16 protein-coding genes and 2 tRNA genes are annotated in these 16466 nt (G+C 57.2%); 4 read left to right on the forward strand and 14 right to left on the reverse strand.

Annotated elements, in window-relative coordinates:
- Window positions 1-156 precede the first annotated feature (156 nt).
- The 14 genes from ACIX8_RS16315 to lon form a co-directional block, all read right to left on the reverse strand.
- Entirely contained in the window at window positions 157-1425 is a 1269-nt protein-coding gene (locus ACIX8_RS16315) for a DGQHR domain-containing protein (protein WP_014266470.1), read from the reverse strand.
- Window positions 1412-1915: a GIY-YIG nuclease family protein gene (locus ACIX8_RS16320; protein ID WP_014266471.1), complete on the reverse strand. Its 504-nt coding sequence runs from the start codon at window positions 1913-1915 to the stop codon at window positions 1412-1414. The genes ACIX8_RS16315 and ACIX8_RS16320 overlap by 14 nt, the downstream gene beginning before the upstream one ends.
- A 93-nt stretch (window positions 1916-2008) precedes the next feature.
- The gene (locus tag ACIX8_RS16325; protein WP_014266472.1) at window positions 2009-2770 is read right to left on the reverse strand and encodes a metallophosphoesterase family protein; all 762 of its coding nucleotides are present in this window, start codon (window positions 2768-2770) and stop codon (window positions 2009-2011) included.
- An 867-nt stretch (window positions 2771-3637) separates the two neighbouring features.
- On the reverse strand, window positions 3638-4042 hold the full coding sequence (locus ACIX8_RS16330) for a hypothetical protein (RefSeq protein WP_014266473.1): 405 nt from the start codon (window positions 4040-4042) through the stop codon (window positions 3638-3640).
- 121 nt (window positions 4043-4163) lie between these two features.
- On the reverse strand, window positions 4164-4970 hold the full coding sequence (locus ACIX8_RS16335) for a tyrosine-type recombinase/integrase (protein WP_190273680.1): 807 nt from the start codon (window positions 4968-4970) through the stop codon (window positions 4164-4166).
- Between the two features lie 311 nt (window positions 4971-5281).
- On the reverse strand, window positions 5282-5560 hold the full coding sequence (locus ACIX8_RS16340) for a helix-turn-helix domain-containing protein (protein WP_014266475.1): 279 nt from the start codon (window positions 5558-5560) through the stop codon (window positions 5282-5284).
- A 432-nt stretch (window positions 5561-5992) separates the two neighbouring features.
- A tRNA-Leu gene (locus ACIX8_RS16345) sits at window positions 5993-6079 on the reverse strand.
- A 53-nt stretch (window positions 6080-6132) separates the two neighbouring features.
- Window positions 6133-7170, reverse strand: coding sequence for an Asd/ArgC dimerization domain-containing protein (locus tag ACIX8_RS16350; RefSeq protein WP_014266476.1), 1038 nt, complete (start codon window positions 7168-7170; stop codon window positions 6133-6135).
- Window positions 7171-7213: 43 nt separating this feature from the next.
- Window positions 7214-8044, reverse strand: coding sequence for a CDP-diacylglycerol--serine O-phosphatidyltransferase (pssA, locus tag ACIX8_RS16355; RefSeq protein ID WP_014266477.1), 831 nt, complete (start codon window positions 8042-8044; stop codon window positions 7214-7216).
- Entirely contained in the window at window positions 8044-8670 is a 627-nt protein-coding gene (locus ACIX8_RS16360; RefSeq protein ID WP_014266478.1) for a phosphatidylserine decarboxylase family protein, read from the reverse strand. The genes pssA and ACIX8_RS16360 overlap by 1 nt, the downstream gene beginning before the upstream one ends.
- A 9-nt stretch (window positions 8671-8679) precedes the next feature.
- The gene (gene rimI, locus ACIX8_RS16365) at window positions 8680-9174 is read right to left on the reverse strand and encodes a ribosomal protein S18-alanine N-acetyltransferase (protein WP_014266479.1); all 495 of its coding nucleotides are present in this window, start codon (window positions 9172-9174) and stop codon (window positions 8680-8682) included.
- 164 nt (window positions 9175-9338) lie between these two features.
- Window positions 9339-9992 carry a tRNA (adenosine(37)-N6)-threonylcarbamoyltransferase complex dimerization subunit type 1 TsaB gene (gene tsaB / locus ACIX8_RS24710; protein WP_014266480.1) on the reverse strand — a complete coding sequence of 218 codons (654 nt, stop codon included), beginning with the start codon at window positions 9990-9992 and terminating at the stop codon, window positions 9339-9341.
- Window positions 9989-10558, reverse strand: a complete 570-nt coding sequence (locus ACIX8_RS16375; RefSeq protein ID WP_014266481.1) for a DUF488 domain-containing protein — start codon at window positions 10556-10558, stop codon at window positions 9989-9991. Before ACIX8_RS16375 ends, tsaB begins: the two co-directional genes overlap by 4 nt.
- A gap of 344 nt (window positions 10559-10902) precedes the next feature.
- Window positions 10903-13335: an endopeptidase La gene (gene lon, locus ACIX8_RS16380; RefSeq protein ID WP_014266483.1), complete on the reverse strand. Its 2433-nt coding sequence runs from the start codon at window positions 13333-13335 to the stop codon at window positions 10903-10905.
- 348 nt (window positions 13336-13683) lie between these two features.
- Between lon and ACIX8_RS16385 the strand changes: the two genes are divergently transcribed.
- The 4 genes from ACIX8_RS16385 (at window position 13684) to ACIX8_RS16400 (ending at window position 16431) form a co-directional block, all read left to right on the forward strand.
- Window positions 13684-13765: transfer RNA gene (locus tag ACIX8_RS16385), tRNA-Leu, on the forward strand.
- Between the two features lie 23 nt (window positions 13766-13788).
- The gene (locus tag ACIX8_RS16390) at window positions 13789-14121 is read left to right on the forward strand and encodes a DUF3467 domain-containing protein (RefSeq protein ID WP_014266484.1); all 333 of its coding nucleotides are present in this window, start codon (window positions 13789-13791) and stop codon (window positions 14119-14121) included.
- Between the two features lie 4 nt (window positions 14122-14125).
- Window positions 14126-15730: an ArnT family glycosyltransferase gene (locus ACIX8_RS16395; protein ID WP_014266485.1), complete on the forward strand. Its 1605-nt coding sequence runs from the start codon at window positions 14126-14128 to the stop codon at window positions 15728-15730.
- A 332-nt stretch (window positions 15731-16062) separates the two neighbouring features.
- Window positions 16063-16431, forward strand: a complete 369-nt coding sequence (locus tag ACIX8_RS16400) for a hypothetical protein (protein ID WP_014266486.1) — start codon at window positions 16063-16065, stop codon at window positions 16429-16431.
- The last annotated feature ends 35 nt before the right edge of the window (window positions 16432-16466 follow it).

The following is a 16466-nucleotide window of genomic DNA, read 5'->3' on the forward strand; positions in this document are numbered from 1 at the left end:
TGGTGCATGCGTTTGCTTGGCGAGACTGCGCCAGAAGTCGAGCAAACTCTTCTTATTCAACCACTTGGAACGGCTACAACCGAATCGAGCCGGGAAATGAATCGTAACGGGATCGCCGAACCGAGCGAGTTCCTGTCATCAGCGGCGATCAGTCGGCTAGGTCCAACGCTCGATAGATGTGTCTGCCATGGCTCGATTGAGCATTCCGGCAAGATTTGCCCGCACCTTGTCCACGGTTTGCTTGACTTCGGGGAGCTCGCCTCCTAGCCCGTACAAAAGTATGTGCCGGGCGACGTTTTGCCGTTCCGTATCCGTAATCATGATTCCATTTATGGGATCCCAGATCAGTCCTACCCACGGATTCTTCTCGATTTCGAGCGGCGCTTTGCGCAACCGCTCCACGATTACCTTTGTTGCTACTCCCTGATCAAGAAGCAAGCGACACACCCACAAAATCATTGTCACCCCTATTGGGCGAAAGACTAGATGCCCACCATTGTTGTTCCGATACTTTCGGGCAACGTGGTCCTCGGGTGTAGAACTCCCTAGCTCTTGAAGGGGTGTTAGCGCTTGCGTCAGAACGTCCCAAATTCCCACAGCAGATTTATAGAACTGATCTATTTCTTCCTCCTTGGGTCGTCGCTTCTTCTTGTCTCTCCAAGAACTCTCCGCCACGCTCTTCGGTCGGAGGAAGTGGTCTAGCCCGTCATAAAGCGCCGTGACCGTACTGAGATGTTCAGCATCGCTTTTGGGAATAGAATTTCCCTTTTTCAGAGAGATGAAGTCATGAAGAAGAGGATAGTCATCGACAAGCCGACGTGCCACGATCGCCACAACGTCATCTTCGTCGAGAGCTATGATCTCCATCTTTGACACAGGTTTCGCATAGCGATTCAGTGTAGAGAACAGGCGACGTGTGCGCTGTTGTCCCGCGCTATCCTTCGCGTGTCCGATCAACAGAACACAAACCTCTTCACGCGCCAAGTTCTCGTCCGTCTCCAATGCTTGCTTGATCGCAGCAACACGATGCTGGCCATCGATTGCAAAAAGAACCTCGCTTCCATCAAGCGTGAGAACCCCGAGCGTTCCTTCCGCTGGTGCGCCCGCCGGCAGCTTCTTGCGACCGACATCAAAACTTAGCTCTGCCCATTGCGGACTCCCGCCATACACGCCGAGAACTATTGAGTTGAAGAAACGTTGAGGCTGCGTCAACAGATAGTCTTTGATTGAGGCAGAATGAATCGATGCGTCAACCTGCCTCTGTATCCAGTCGCCCAATCGTTGACTCTTGTGGACATCTTGAACCATTGATACGCGATTCGCTATGTCCTTCATCGACATCAAAGCCGAGTAATAAATCCAGTCTCCCATGTGTCCTCTCAGTGCTGGGAGCGCCACCATTTGGGTCGTCTTATCTAAAGGCATTAACAACCCTCCGAATCTTTGCCGGAAGCTGACGATTCACCGTAGGTACGAGAGCTGCGATGAGACGCTCTTCGAACATAGCGGGTTTCGAGGGAGGTTTCATCTCAACATAAGCAAAATGGAGGAATCCCTCGTATTTGTTCAACCATACAGCGACAACCGGCCGGCCCTGTAACGGATCCGCGGCTTGCTGTAAATAGTGAGCGTATCGATCGCGTATCGAGGTATCGGCCTTGCCAACATAAATCAAAATGCCATGCTCTAAACCAAATGGAATCATAGGCTTGATGAGGAATGCGTACACGCCAGGAGATTGCGGAATGTTTTTTGCATTCCCCTTAGAAAAGGGCGCGACGCTCCAGGTAACGGGGTCGGCCTTTCGCGTCCTGTGCTTCTTCCAGAGCGTGGGCCACAGAATGATTTCTTTCTTGTAGAAAGCCCCTTCTTCAACTAGATCGAAGAACTCCTTTTTCGCTACCGTCGATGACATGCGGAGAAGTTTACCTCAGGCAACTATCGGCTCTGTCGCTGCTACCACAATTGCGATCTTGGACACACACAGACCATCAAGTCCAGACTCCTCTCACCTTCTTCGGTTCTTTTGTAGCCATAACGAGCTCTCTGAATACAAATTGGTAAAGCAAGCATTGGGCATCATCGGAATTCGACCTACGCGTAGATGGAACTTGGGGAGGTACTCAAACACCGTGGTTGGCTTCAAACACGCGAGGTTGATTGATAAGCCTGTATTCTTCGTCGCACGCTGCGACGTTATAAAAGTTCGTGTGCCCTGCTGCACCAACTGACCACCGGCTCCATGCAAGTGGCCAAAGATGTGATGCCGTACTTGGCGGTCGGCAACTGCTTTCGCCAACGCCATTGATCCGGCGTGCTTCACTTTCCATCCGGGATCGAGGATGCCATGCGGGGGGCCATGTGTCACCAAGATGTCCACTGAGGTTGGCATGTTCTGGTAGAGCATCGCGAGTCGGCTTTCATCAGCCATGAAGCGCCAAAGCATGAACGGCGTCGTCCAAGGTGAGCCGTAGAAAGTAACACCGTCGAGCACTAATGGCTCATCCTCCAGGACATGCACGTTTGGCCCAAACAATTCCCTGGTAGCTCTTGGAAGGGTCTCGAAACACTCATCATGGTTCCCCGGAACAATGATCGCGTGAGGCGGTCCGTTCGCACTTTCCATCTCCTTTCGAAGCCGAGCCGCAAACGCCGCAGTTTCCTGCAACGATCCGCTTCCCGTCATGTCGCCTGCATGGATAAAAACATCGCAGTTCGGCATCTCCCAGTTCTGCCGACCATGAGTGTCGCTGATTGCTGCTACCCGCACCGTGTGCCTCTGACACCAGCTTAATCCAGTGTTCCGTGGAGCATAGAGTACGACTAGTCCTGATGAACGCCTTTCTCTACAGAAATTCAGAGGCCCGCGCTCAATAGAATGATTGCTGGCCCAATCAGCGTCCTCCACTAAACAATCGAGGGACAAATGAGAAAGTCACGCCAACCACATAAAGACTCCTCCGATGGTCATGTACACTTGATCGGGCTTTGAGGGTAGTGAGTGCATACTCGTGGTCGCTACTCTCGGCATAACCATGGTTTTTCACGTATCTATCCAAATGTGTATGCTCTTTTGCGGGGTGCACGCAATGTCTACGAGAAAGCAAGGAAAATTTATTTTTGGACACACAACTTGATAGGGATCCACTTCTTACGGTGGACGATGTTGCTCGAAGGCTCACTGTAAGCAAAGACTGGGTTTGGGATCATTCTTCACGCAAATATCCTCTGTTGCCCGTCATTCGGTTGGGAGACGGTACGCTCAGATATCGAGCTAGTCGGATCGAAGAATTCATCAATGAACAAGAACGGCTCACGACATTAAAGCGCAAACGGAAATAAGAGCACGCTGCAGAAATCCTTATCAGTAGTTGCGATAGCTGTAAGCAGTCTTGCGCAAGGAGATCACTAAATAGTGTCTGCCTTAATGGGCCTGAATTCCTTCATGGATTTCTATGTAATGCTGATAGATCACATTCGATGAATGCCACTGTGTGAAGGTGGCACTCAAGAATATCTAGGGGACCTAAGCGCCTTTGCTCAAACCGAGGACTCTTCCACCCTATGGAGGAGCAACCCTCTAATCAATAGAGCGGACAAGTAGGCAATAGATGGCTGATCAGTCCCTAAACCGATCTCAGTCCGGCAACCCGCTAGAGAAAACTTCTACGGAGAGCTTTCTGATTACCTCTTGAAACATTTCATGGTGCTCTGGTAAAGAAGATCTGGACAACGACCTGAAGTGGTCTTCGTGGTGAGCCGATCCATGCACTTCTCCAGTCTCGAACGTGGTCTTCCAAAGAATGATTCGTCTGTCCGCAGTTCTGGAACCCAGTCTCGCGCTCTCAAAAATATCGCTGATAGGGACATTCTTCGCGATTCCCAGCATGAATTCGTGAGTGGCTGCATCTGCAGTTGTTTCCACATGAAATGCCCTGAATCCATTGTTCAATATTAGATTCAAGGCTCCTTCCATATCATCGATTCTTTGTTCCTCCCGTCTAGCGACCTTTTGGGCTTCAATCGTCTCTCTTGCTGCCATTGTCACTGCCCCCTCTACTGCATCTGGATAAGATTTGAATCGAACAATGAAGGCATCATGCAGCCGTCTTCCTTTTCGGTCAAATCAATTCATCGTCGCTCCCTGGAAAGCCATATGAGGCTTACCGCGATGACACAAGGATTAGACGAGGTTTGGTATTCCCATGTACGTTTTGAACTGTAGTCGGCTTTTGCTTCGAGAGCTTCTTCCGCTGTTCCAGTTTCTGCAAGGCATCTTCAATATCAGTGTGTGAAACGATGGCATAGCGTTCGAAGACGCTTCGAGTCTTCCAACCACCGATCTTCATAATCACCCCCTCAGCAATTCCAGCTCGCCGAAAGTTTCGTGCCGCAGTCCGACGCAGATCGTGAAAGAGCAGTCCTGGGACTCCGGCAGCTATGCGGGCTTTATCCCATGCATCGCGGAAATCCCGAACTCTCATCCCATTCGGCCGGGTATAGAGATAATCCTCGGGGGACTTCCCCTCGATACACAGCTCGAACAAATCATGGATTGTTTGGGTCATGGTGACCTCGCGCCCCTCTTTGTTCTTTGTTGTTCCAGGATGCAAGCGAATGACCCGGTTCTCTAGATCAACCTGATTGACCTTGAGTTTCAGCAGTTCTCCAATGCGCCATCCATAGGTACACCCGGCCTCCACAAGAGCCTGAAACCACATTTCCGGGCACGACTCTAAGAGCCGTTGGTACTGGGCGTCCTCCAGAAAGCCCTGTCGAGCATTGCTCTCTGTCAATTTTGGAAAGTGCGGGATGAAGAAGACCCTCGGAGGGGTGGCCTGATGACCGAGATTGAACATCCTCTTGAGTGCGGCCAACTCGCGGTTGATGGTTCCGTTTGCTGCCCCTGCCTGTTGTCGCATGTCGACGTACTTGTTGAGGAGTACGCTCGTTACTTGAGAGGCCTTCATCCTTCCAAAGAACGGCTCCAGGTGGAGCCTCCACCGCGTCTCTGCATCATCGAGTGAGGTCCTGCCGTTGATCTTGTAGTCGCGAATGAAGTCTTCCGCCAGTTCCGAAATTCGAGTCTTCTTCGGAGTGAGCCCGGTAACAGAACCAGTTGTTAGCTCCGCGATCCGAAGCTTCAACTTCTCCAAGGCCTCCTTTCGGTTAGAGCTCTCCGCGGATTCCCGTCGTTTGACTCCATTCTGGTAATACTGAAGCCACCAAACCGAACTTCCCTTGGGCAGAAAGATTCGCCCCGTTCCACGTTGGCGTCGGATCATTTGCCCCTCCTCTGTTGAGGTGAGGCCTCGCGCGCGGCCGTTAGTACGGGATTCGGTTCCCAGTGGTAGGCGTCACTGATGTTGCGCTTATTGCCTTCGATGTAGGCGTCCAAGTCGCGGACGTCGACGAGAAACGGGCCGCCGCGCTGGTCCTGAACGAACGGGATGATCTCGGTCTGGATGAGGCGTCTCAGCTTCCATTCACTCATCGATAGATAGGCAGCGGCTTGCTTGGTGCGCAAGAGCCGTCTGGTCACCATGGGGATAACGGTCATAGCGGGGTCCTCTCGCATGCAGGCAGTTCCGCACCCACATGTCAGCCTCGACCAACGAGCCGGTCGAGTGGGGATCATGGGGCTGTTCTGGATTTCGGTCAAATGGCTGGGGTAGGGCTCCTGCCTTTCGGGCGAAGGGGCGCGCAGGGCCACTCCGCGCGAGCTAGAAGAGAGCCACGTTCCGCCGGGATCTGGGCAGTCGGCAACTCGTCCACTCAGAAGAAGCTGAGCTGCTGAGTTTGCAAGGACCTCAGTTGGCTCTTCTTCTCTCAATGAAAACGAGGACGGAGATGATGATTTTTCTTTGGAGGGAAGAGGGGCGAACGATCTGCGCTTCGGCTGGTCGTTCGATTTAGTTCGGAAGTTTGGACAAAGAATGGACAAAGTCGGCTCCAGGCTTGGAACCGACGATGATGTAAGTTGTTGTATTTATGGTGCCGGGAGGGGGGGTCGAACCCCCACGAGGTTGCCCTCGGCGGATTTTGAGTCCGCTGCGTCTGCCAGTTCCGCCATCCCGGCGCTCTTTTATTTTAGCGCATAATTTATCGGCACTACCGCACACCAACGTTGCTCTACTGCACCTTACCTGCCGGTCGCAGAGCGATCAGCTCCATCGCGCAGGCCGAAGCGTTACGGGCAGAGAGGCGCAGGTTATCCGCCGCCATCCATAGCCAGAATCCGTTCGTGGCATGAGACTCCGCGCGGACGCTAACCAGCATCTGGGACTGCTCGATCACACTCATATTGCTTGGTCCCGGATCGTCCGCCGCCACCACGCTGACCATTCCGCCCTGCAGCACGCGTGCTATGTCTTCCTGTTTCAGCTCCTCGCCAAACGTCGCAAAGATCGAGGCCGTATAGCCGTTGAACACCGGAGCCTGCAGCAACTGCAGCGCCAGCGCCTGCGAGGCCCCTGCACCCGCGATAGCGCCAAAGTGCCGTCGTACCTGCGCGGTCAACGTGCTGAGGTCCAGCTTCGCGGCTCCGCCCAGTGTCGCGTTCAGGTTGAAGGCCACCTGAGCGTCGTACACATCCTTCGGCAGCGATTGGAACGACAGCGTCCCCACCGTCTGCTGGTGAAGCTCTTCGAGCCCTTCTCTGCCCTGTTGCGAAGCCGGTTCCAGAACCGTTGCCGCAAGACGCGCCGTCTTCCACTGAGCCCGCAGCCGAGCCGTTATCGTCGCCAGCATCACCGCAGCGGGATGCGCTGGAACGACGACCTTCGTCGTCAGATCGGGAGCGGGCGTCGTCCCTGCTTCAACCGTTTCGATCCACGGACACCGCACCAGCGTGCCCTTTTCGCCCTCGAGCGCGAAGCTCAGATCGATCACACTGGCTCCGGCGGTCAAGGCGTCCTTCCAGTGCTTGCGCGTCGTCGCGGCATCACCGGCAAAGAACACTACATCAATTCCAACAAAGGAAACAGGGCCAATCTCCTGGATCACCATGGGCTCATCGCCCGCGGCCGTCACCTGTCCGCTGATATCGCCTGTGTCGAACAACGCGAGATCCCACGCAGCGGACAAAGACGAGTTCAGTTCGTCCGCGAGCTCTTTCCCCAGGATGCTGGACGCTCCAACGATCGCCGCACGTACTACTCTTGCTGCCACGCTATCTCTCCCTTTGGCGACATCGCCATTCCAATACGTGCCGCTAGCTTGCTGTGCTGCGGCGTCCCCACGAGTACGCCAGCCGAGCCAACACTCCCGACAGCAAATAGGCCATCGCAATCGCGATCAAGGCATACTCGGAGAACCAGATCACGAGCGCCAGTACAACGACGATCAACAGAACGCCGCGCACAGGCTGTCGCTCGGCGAAGTTGAGTTCCTTGCCGCTCCAGAACCGCCAACTGCTCACCATCAGGAACCCGGTAAACGCCAGCAGCGCGAGCCAAACCCCGGAGAGCCACAACTCATGGATCGGTGAACCCAACTCAAAGTGAACGACCGCCGCAATCACACCGGCTCCAGCCGGAATCGGCATGCCCACAAAGTACTTCCTGCCCGGCCTGCCAGGGTTGCGCGGCTGGGGATTGACGCTGATGTTGAACCTCGCCAACCGGCATGCGCCGCAGATGAGGAACAGGAAGCAGATCACGATTCCCAAGCCTCGCAGCCGCTCCTGCACCTCTGGATATGCCGAGGGCAACACAGCGTGCACTCCCCACAGATAGGCCAGCAGGCTCGGAGCCACACCGAAGGTAATCACGTCGGCCAGCGAATCGAACTCCTTGCCAAAATCGCTGGAGGTATTCGTCATGCGGGCGACGCGTCCGTCGAGCCCGTCGAACATCACCGCAAAACCAATCGCCAACGCGGCATGGTCAAAGGCCCGGGGATCGCCAGCGGCCCCGCGAATGCTCTCCGTCAGCGCGTAGTAGCCCGCTGCAATATTGCCCGCCGTGAAAAGAGACGGCAGCACATACATGCCGCGACGCTGCGGCGTGTGTTTTTGCACCGTGCCCAACTCCGGCATAGCCATTAGGCTGTCTCACCCGGCATGGCGGCCAGAATGGAGCTACCACCCTTGACGCGATCCCCCACCTTGACGGCCAGTTTGGCCTCAGGGGGAAGCAGCACATCCACACGCGAACCGAACTTGATCAATCCCATGCGTTGTCCTCTTTCCACGCGGTCACCCACCTTCAGGTTGCAAACGATACGCCGCGCCAGCAGGCCGGCGATCTGTTTGAAGCTGACGGAGTACTGTCCCGTATTGATGGTGATCAGAGTCTGCTCGTTATGAATAGAAGACTCCGGACGCATCGCATTCAGAAACTGCCCTTCGCGAAACTCTACCAGCTCCACCGTGCCACCCACCGGCACGCGGTTGACGTGAACGTCAAAAACATTGAGGAAGATCGTCACCCGCAGGCGACCACCGGCAGTGGTTTCGATCCACTCCGCCTCTTCCACCTTGCCGTCGGCTGGCGAAACGATCAGCCCAGGCCCCGCAGGCACCGTGCGCGACGGATCGCGAAAGAACCAGACGAAGAACATCGCCAACAGCACAGGGATGACCGTCAGGCCACCAGACAGCGTGAAGTGCCAGACAATCGCCGCCACCACCGCCAAAGCGAGTCCGTAAAAAATTCCGTCGCGAACCATAGTCCCCGATTATAAATCCGCTGCCGCTGAAAGACTTACAGACATTAACACCGCATCGTCGGAGGGGTCGGAATAATAACCACGACGCAGCCCGGTCTCCTGAAACCCCAGGCGACCGTACAAAGCACGCGCCACCGCATTCGCCGACCGCACTTCGAGCAGAATCTGCCGCGCACCTGCTTCGCGGGCCCAGGCCATCACCGACTCGGACAGGGCCCTGCCCACTCCAAGCCTGCGCCGCTGCGGATCAACAGCAATGCTTTCCAACTCGGCTTGATCGGCAACGACGGTTGCGACCGCAAATCCTGCAAGCTGGCCATGATCGACCGCGACAAACAGCGCTCGCTGCAGCGTTGACCCTGCTGGCTCCTGCAAAAGGATGTCGCGATAAACCGATGCATCCCAATGCGGGGCCTCTGGCACAGAGCGCTCAAGACGCAGCACTTCGGCGAGGTCATCAGTCGTTGCGCGACGAATTTCGAGTGATTTCGAGGGTAGATCCATAGTGTCTCAGTAGAGGTAGTGGCTGTTGCTTTTCTTTCTGTCATCCCCGCAGGGGATCTGCTGGTTAAGGATTTATGTGCGAGCATAATGCATCCCCGTACAAGCAGCAGATTCCCTACGGGAATGACAGAAAGAAAGGCAACAGCGTTGAAATCAAGTCGAAATTAAACAGGTCCAGCCTTGGCCAGAGCCCCAGGCACCTTCGCATAGATATCGAGCTCTCCGCGAACATAGTTCGCATCCGTCGTCGCGACATCACTGCCGCCCTCCTGCAAGACTCGGAGCATAACCGGCAGGGCCTGTCCAACACTCAGAAGATGAAGCTCAGGGCTTAGGCTTGCGAGAACCTCAACCAACTTCGGCTCGGCGATCACGACACGATTGCCCTCCGCCCGGGCCAGCAGGTCCTCACGCCTGCAAAGTGCATCCTGGGCCTTCTCGCTCTGCCGCACGAAACGGACATAGTATTCGCCGCGTCCAGCATCGAGCACGACACAGCCCTCTTCAAGCGCTGTGGCCTCCACCAGTACAGCCAATCGCGATACCGCCGCCAACGGCAGATTGGCGGCCTCGCATAATCCCTTCGCCGCAGCGAGTCCTACCCGCACGCCGGTAAACGACCCCGGCCCAGCGACGACTCCAATGCCATCAAGACCGGCCAAAGTCCATCCCTTTTCTTTCAGGAGACGCGACACAGCGGGCAACAGAGCAGACGACGATCCGCGCTCCGGCAATGTCTCGCTGGCGGCAATCGTCTCGCCCTCACTCACCGCGACACCACCCACATCGCCGCAGGTATCGATCAACAGCAGTCTCACAGATCCTCCACATTGCTATCCGCTCCGAGCATACCGCTAAACAGCTCGCCGTTCTCAGCGGGATACCAGACACGTTCGCCCTCCACCTGAGCAAAACGAGTGAGTTCGTGCGGCTTGCGTGAGCTCACGCCCTCGGGCGTTACGAAGATATGCTCAGCAACAACACCACGAGCAAGCATCGCGTCCGCAATCAGTGAGCGATGGCATTGCCACGGAACGGCCTCCGCACACATCACGGCCAGCGGCTTATCCTGCGCGAGCAGCCAGTCGATCTCGCGCCGGAACTCGGCAGTCTGCATGTGGTCCGCATAGCCGCGAAAGCTGTTCACGCGCCAGCCCGTATTGATGCTGTCTTTACGTGCCTCCCGCCATCCACCCAGGCCCTTGCGCCACACCGGTTCAATCCCGGCCTCGCGCAACGACGCAAACAGCGCCTCCTGCCCGAACTGCGGATGCCTCCGCGATCCAGGACGGCTCCGCACATCGACCAGCAGTTCAACACCGCTATCCCGAAGCGCTCGCAGGAACGCTTCGATGCTCAGCGTGGAATGGCCAATTGTCATCATGCAGAGCTCTCCTTCAAAAGCAGAAGGCGATCTACAACCGGGTGCCCCATCCTCGACGCGCGGCTTTTTGCGCGGCAGGGTGGGGTATAGACGCTAAGCGAATCCCACAGATCTTCGATGCGCGCTCTGCGTCGGGGGTATCGTTTGCGGTAGCAAACGACCGTACTCCTCTATCCGGCCACGATCGCCACTACAAGCTCAAAGCGGTCGTGCATTCGCACGATACCCCTGACGCAGAGCGCGATGCTAATGTTTGTGCCTCGCTTAGCGTCCATACCCCACCCTGCCGCGCATAAAGCCGCGCGTCGAGGATGGGGCACCCGTTTCGAGTTTCACGTCACTTCTTACTGCGCCGCGGCCAGTACCTCTTCGCGCACTTCCTCGTTCTGTACCGCTTCCTTCACCGACTTCGGCAAAGCCACAGCCAGAACATCTTCGATGCGCGAGGCGTAGTGGATCGTCACGCCCTCGACCTGGTCTGCCGTGAGGTCCTCTTCCACATTGGACTTCACGTCGATCGGCAGAATCACATCGCGAACACCTGCCCGCTTGGCCGCAAGGAACTTCTCCTTGATGCCGCCGACCGGCAATACATTGCCGCTCAACGTAATCTCACCGGTCATCGCCAGCAGCGGACGCACAGGCTTGTCCGTCAGCAGAGACACCAGCGCCGTCGCCATCGTGACGCCCGCACTCGGGCCGTCCTTCGGGATCGCTCCCGCCGGTACGTGGATGTGCAGATCGATGTCCTTCAGCACATCCTCATCCAGCCCCAGAGAAGTCGCGTTCGACCGCACCCACGTCAGCGCCGCCTGCATCGACTCCTTCATCACGTCGCCGATCTGGCCCGTAATGCTGAAGCCGCCCTTGCCCTTCATCTTGTTGGCTTCGATAAAGAGCACGTCGCCCCCAGCCGGTGTCCAGGCCAGCCCCACAGCCACGCCAGCGCGCTTGGTGCGTTCGGCGATCTCCGTGTCCACACGAACCTTGATGCCGCCCAGGAACTCATGGATGATCTCCGGCGTAATCACCAGCTTCTCGGTGCGCCCTTCTGCTACCTTACGAGCCAGCTTGCGGCAGACCGTTCCGATCAACTGTTCCAGCCGGCGAACACCTGCCTCACGCGTGTAGTGCCGCGCGATCAGCGCAACGCTCTCCGTCGGGAACTCGATCAGGTCTACGGAAATTCCGTTCTCCTTGATTTGGCGAGGAATGAGGTACTTCTCCGCGATGTTGACCTTCTCCTCTTCCGTATAACCGGTCAGTTCGATGATCTCCATACGGTCCAGCAACGGCGCCGGAATCGGGTCGAGCTGGTTCGCCGTGCAGATGAACAGCACCTTGCTCAGGTCGAACGGCTGGTCGAGATAGTTGTCGCGGAACGTGTTGTTCTGTTCCGGATCAAGCGTCTCCAGCAGCGCACTTGACGGGTCTCCGCGGAAGTCGCGGCCCAGCTTGTCGATCTCGTCCAGCATGAAGACCGGGTCGTTTACCTCGACGCGCTTCAGGTGCTGAATGATCTGCCCCGGCAGAGCGCCGATGTACGTGCGCCGATGCCCGCGGATCTCCGCCTCGTCATGCATGCCGCCCAGCGAGATGCGCGAGAACTTGCGTCCCAGGGCACGAGCGATCGAGCGTCCCAGCGAGGTCTTACCCACGCCCGGAGGTCCGACGAAGCACAGGATTGGCCCCTTCATGTCCGGCTTCAGACGACGCACGCTCAGGTAGTCCAGAATGCGGTCCTTCACCTTCCGCAGCCCGTAGTGGTCCTCATCGAGCACACTCTGCGCATGAACGATGTCCACCTCACCGGCCGACCCCTTCGACCACGGCAGCACGGCGAGCCATTCGACATAGTTCCGCGTGAGCGAGTAGTCCGCCGCCGCAGGATTCATCCGGCCCAACCGGCCGAGTTCCTTGAGCGCGTCCTTCTTCACGTCCTCGGGCATGCCCGCCGCTTCGATCTTCTCTTTCAGGTCGGCGATGTCCTTCTGCGTATCGTCCTGGTCGCCGAGCTCCTTCTGGATCGCCTTCATCTGCTCGCGCAGATAGTAGTCCCGCTGCGACTGCTGAACGGAGTCCTGCACCTCGGTCTGGATCTTGTTGCGAAGCTGCTGCACCTCGATCTCTTTGGCCAGGTGGCTGTTGATCTTCTCCAGACGCGTCTTCACATCCTGCGTCTCGAGCAGCTCCTGCTTGTCCGTGGTCGAGAGGAACGGCAGGCTCGACGCGATAAAGTCCGACAACCGGCTCGAATCCTCGATATTGATAGCGATGGTCTGCAGATCGTCCGACAGGGTCGAGGAGGAGGTCACAATCTCCTGGAACTGGCCGACCACGTTCCGCTGCATGGCCTCGGCCTCCGGGGAGGTCTCCGGCTCTACCTCGGGCAGAACTTCGCACTCCGCCATCAGAAACGGCTGAGTCTGGGTGTAGTTTCCAATCTTTACGCGCTCCGTGCCTTCGGTGAAGACAAAAAGGCTCTGGTTCGGCATCTTCACGACTTTATGAACGGTCGCCCGGGTGCCGATGACATGCAAATCTCCTCCATCCGGCTGGTCCTGACGGGCATCCTTCTGGGCCACCACGAGGATCGTCTTCTCCTCGCCCAGGGACTGGATCAATTGGATGGAACTCTCACGCCCTACGGTCAAAGGCAGGACGGCATGGGGGAACAAAACGGTGTCCCGAACAGGCAAAACGGGGTAAGAGCGGCCCTTGTCCTCTCCACTTCTGACCTCGGACGGTTTGATCACACTAACAAATTCGCTTGGCATCTTGAGTGTTCCTCTATCAACTTTCATGAATAGGATGCACTATTATCCTTGTCGGTCGCAAATCTGCGTCCAAATTTCTCTTCGGACCCGGCGGCTCTACCTCATGAGACGTAATCTGGGAGGGTTCCCAGCGTCTTTCTGTCTTATAAAACGCTGGCGAGCAGCAAACGGTTCATCCGGAAACCACGCGTGACAAAGAATTGACATCGAGCAGGTTTCGTTAACGCCAAAACTCACGCTTGTCTCCCCCTCTCTGCACCTTCTCCCTAAATACTGGACACAGAATTCCCGGCATTTGGGTCTCTCCGATTGCAACCCGCCTCCATTCCCGTTACCCTTAACCTCACCGCGGGAGTGGTGAAATGGCAGACACGCAGGTCTTAGAAGCCTGTGCTTCGGCGTGGGGGTTCGAGTCCCCCCTCCCGCACCAATGAATTCGACTTCAGGATGACGATGAGCCAGACCATTACCCAGCCCGACAACACCAAGATCACCCTGAACAAGTCCGCCGATTACCGTGACTCCTACGCCAACAGCGTTCAGGTCCGCCTCTCCGTCTGGGATTTCTTTCTGGTCTTCGGCACGCTCGAGCAGCAGTCTGCCGAACAGGTGAACATCGATAACTTTCAGGGCATTTATCTTAGCCCCCAACAGGCCAAGGCGCTGAACAATCTATTGAGCCACAACCTCGCGCAGTACGAGCAGACCTTCGGCACCATCTCGCTGGAGAGCTCGCAGCAGCCGGGCGCACCGCGTTTCGTCCCGGGCAACGGCCCCGTCCACTAAAACAGTGGAGTCTCTTCCGCAAGCTCTTCGCAGAAGCACGGCGCGGCTGGCTTCCCTGCCCGGCCCCGTGCTCTTCGCGATCTTTTTTGCCGCCATCGCCCTGGGACACCTTACCCTGCTGCAACTACCCTACTTCTGGGATGAGGGCGGCTACTACATTCCAGCCGCGCTCGATTTCTTCCATCGCTTCACCCTGATCCCCGAATTCACCAACGCCCATCCGCCACTGCCGAACATCGTCCTCGGCACGCTCTGGCATGTCACCGGGTATCACATCCTCGCGACGCGGCTCATGATCTGCACCTTTGCCGCAGCGGCCATGCTCGCTATATTCCGCATGACGCAATCCCTGCTGGGCCCCAGCGCAGCCGTCGCTGCAACGTTTCTCACGGCGATCTATCCCATCTGGTTCGCGCAGAGTACGCTGGCACACGCCGACATCTTCGCCGCTGCATTCACTCTCTGGGCCTTCGCTCTGTACTTCGCGACCGACGCAAATGAAAAGAGCAGACAGCTCTGGATCGCCGTACTGTTTTCCCTCGCGGCGCTCTCGAAAGAGACCGCTATCGTCGAGCCGGCAGCCCTCGCCGCGATGCATCTGGTGCTGCTGATTCGCGACCGGCGCTCTGCCCTCGCGCGACGCCTCCATGCATCCTGGCTCGTCACACTCTCCCTGCCGCTTCTGCCTTTGATCGCGTGGTATGCCTATCATCATCACCGCACCGGCTTTACCTTCGGCAACCCCGAGTACCTGCGCTACAACGCCACGGCAAACCTCAGCGCGGCGCATATCTTTCTCTCTCTGTACTATCGGTTCCTGCATCTGGCCTGGCAGCGCAATCTCTGGGTCGCCCTCGTCATCGCTATCGCCTGCCTGCTTCTTCCACTTCCATCTGAGAACAAGCCCCGGTCGCTATCGACGACAACCCTGCGCACCATCGCGGTTCTTGTGGCAGCCAACTGGCTTGCCTTCTCCGTGCTGGGAGGAGCGCTTCTCACGCGCTACCTGCTGCCCGTCTACCCACTGATTCTGCTGGTCTGCGTCGCAACCTGGCGTGCGCGAACGAGTCACTGGCCCTGGCTCGCGGCACTCACGGGAATGTCTTTCCTGACAGCTCTCTGGATCAGCCCTCCGACGTCGTACGCGCCAGAAGACAGCCTCACCTATCGCGACATGATCGTCGTCCACCAGGAGGGGATCGCCTATATCGACCAGCATTTTCCCGATGCCCGCGTCCTCACCGCCTGGCCGGCGGCTGCGGAGTTGGTGCGTCCCGACCTCGGCTACACGAATCGCTCCATCAGGGTCACACCCATTGAAAACTTCACGACGGCTGAAGTTCTGAAAGCGAGGCAGGAACCCGGCCTCTTCGACACCGCCTTGGTAGTCACGACGCGGTACACCACCCCTGAGCTTCGCAGGTATCTACTGCAACATCCAGACACCCGCCGTGGACGTGAGTTCGCCGACCAGCGTGATCTATCTCCGGATGAAGTAGCCGCCATCCTCGGGGGACAGATCGTCTGGAAGGACACCCGCGACGGTGAATGGGCCGCTGTCCTCCGCTTCCCGCGCAGCTATGAAGCGCTCTTACAGCCGATGCCGTAGATAGCTTTTGCTATTCTGGCCTTTGCCTTTCTTGCTTGTCATTCCCGAAGGGAATCTGCTTCTGCCTTTGCATTTGCCGTTGCTTTTCTTGTTGTCATTCCGAGCGTAGCGAGCGAACCTGCTGTCTCCCGTTTTTCGTTCGCAGTTCCGAGAAAACATACAGGCCGCAACAGAAAAAGACGCGGTTGCGTTACTGCAGAACATTCGTGATGACACGGGCGAAGAACGGGAGGAAGCAGGTCCACTCGCTGCGCTCGGGATGACAACCAGAAAAGCAAATGCCAAAACAACAAAACCAGTTTTCCCAAACTTCCTGCTAGACTCGTCACAACATGCGTCGCGTCCTCACATTGCTTCTGCTCGCAGTCTTCGGTCTCCCGACCGTTGCACCGCTGCTTGCAATGGGACAGGACACCGACTCGCATCTGCCCATATGCTGCCGCCGTAATGGCGACCACCATTGCGCGATGGGCATGAGCCAGCCGACGACCACGCCTGCCTTCAGCGCACGCTGCCCGCACTTTCCGCAGCCCACGGTACCGGCTCCGACAGGCACATTTGCCGCGCTCGTTACGCCCGCGCAGCTCGTGCAAATCGATCTCTCGATCCTCGCCGCCCCACAGCGTGCCGAGACCCAGCGCCGCATCTCCCGCGAGCGCTCCCGCCACAAACGCGGCCCTCCTGCCGTTCGTCTCTCCTAGAGCAGTTTCGGCTTTACTCGTTACACCAGAGGGAT

The sequence above is a fragment of the Granulicella mallensis MP5ACTX8 genome, from assembly GCF_000178955.2.
In the GTDB taxonomy this organism is placed as follows: Bacteria; Acidobacteriota; Terriglobia; order Terriglobales; family Acidobacteriaceae; genus Granulicella; species Granulicella mallensis.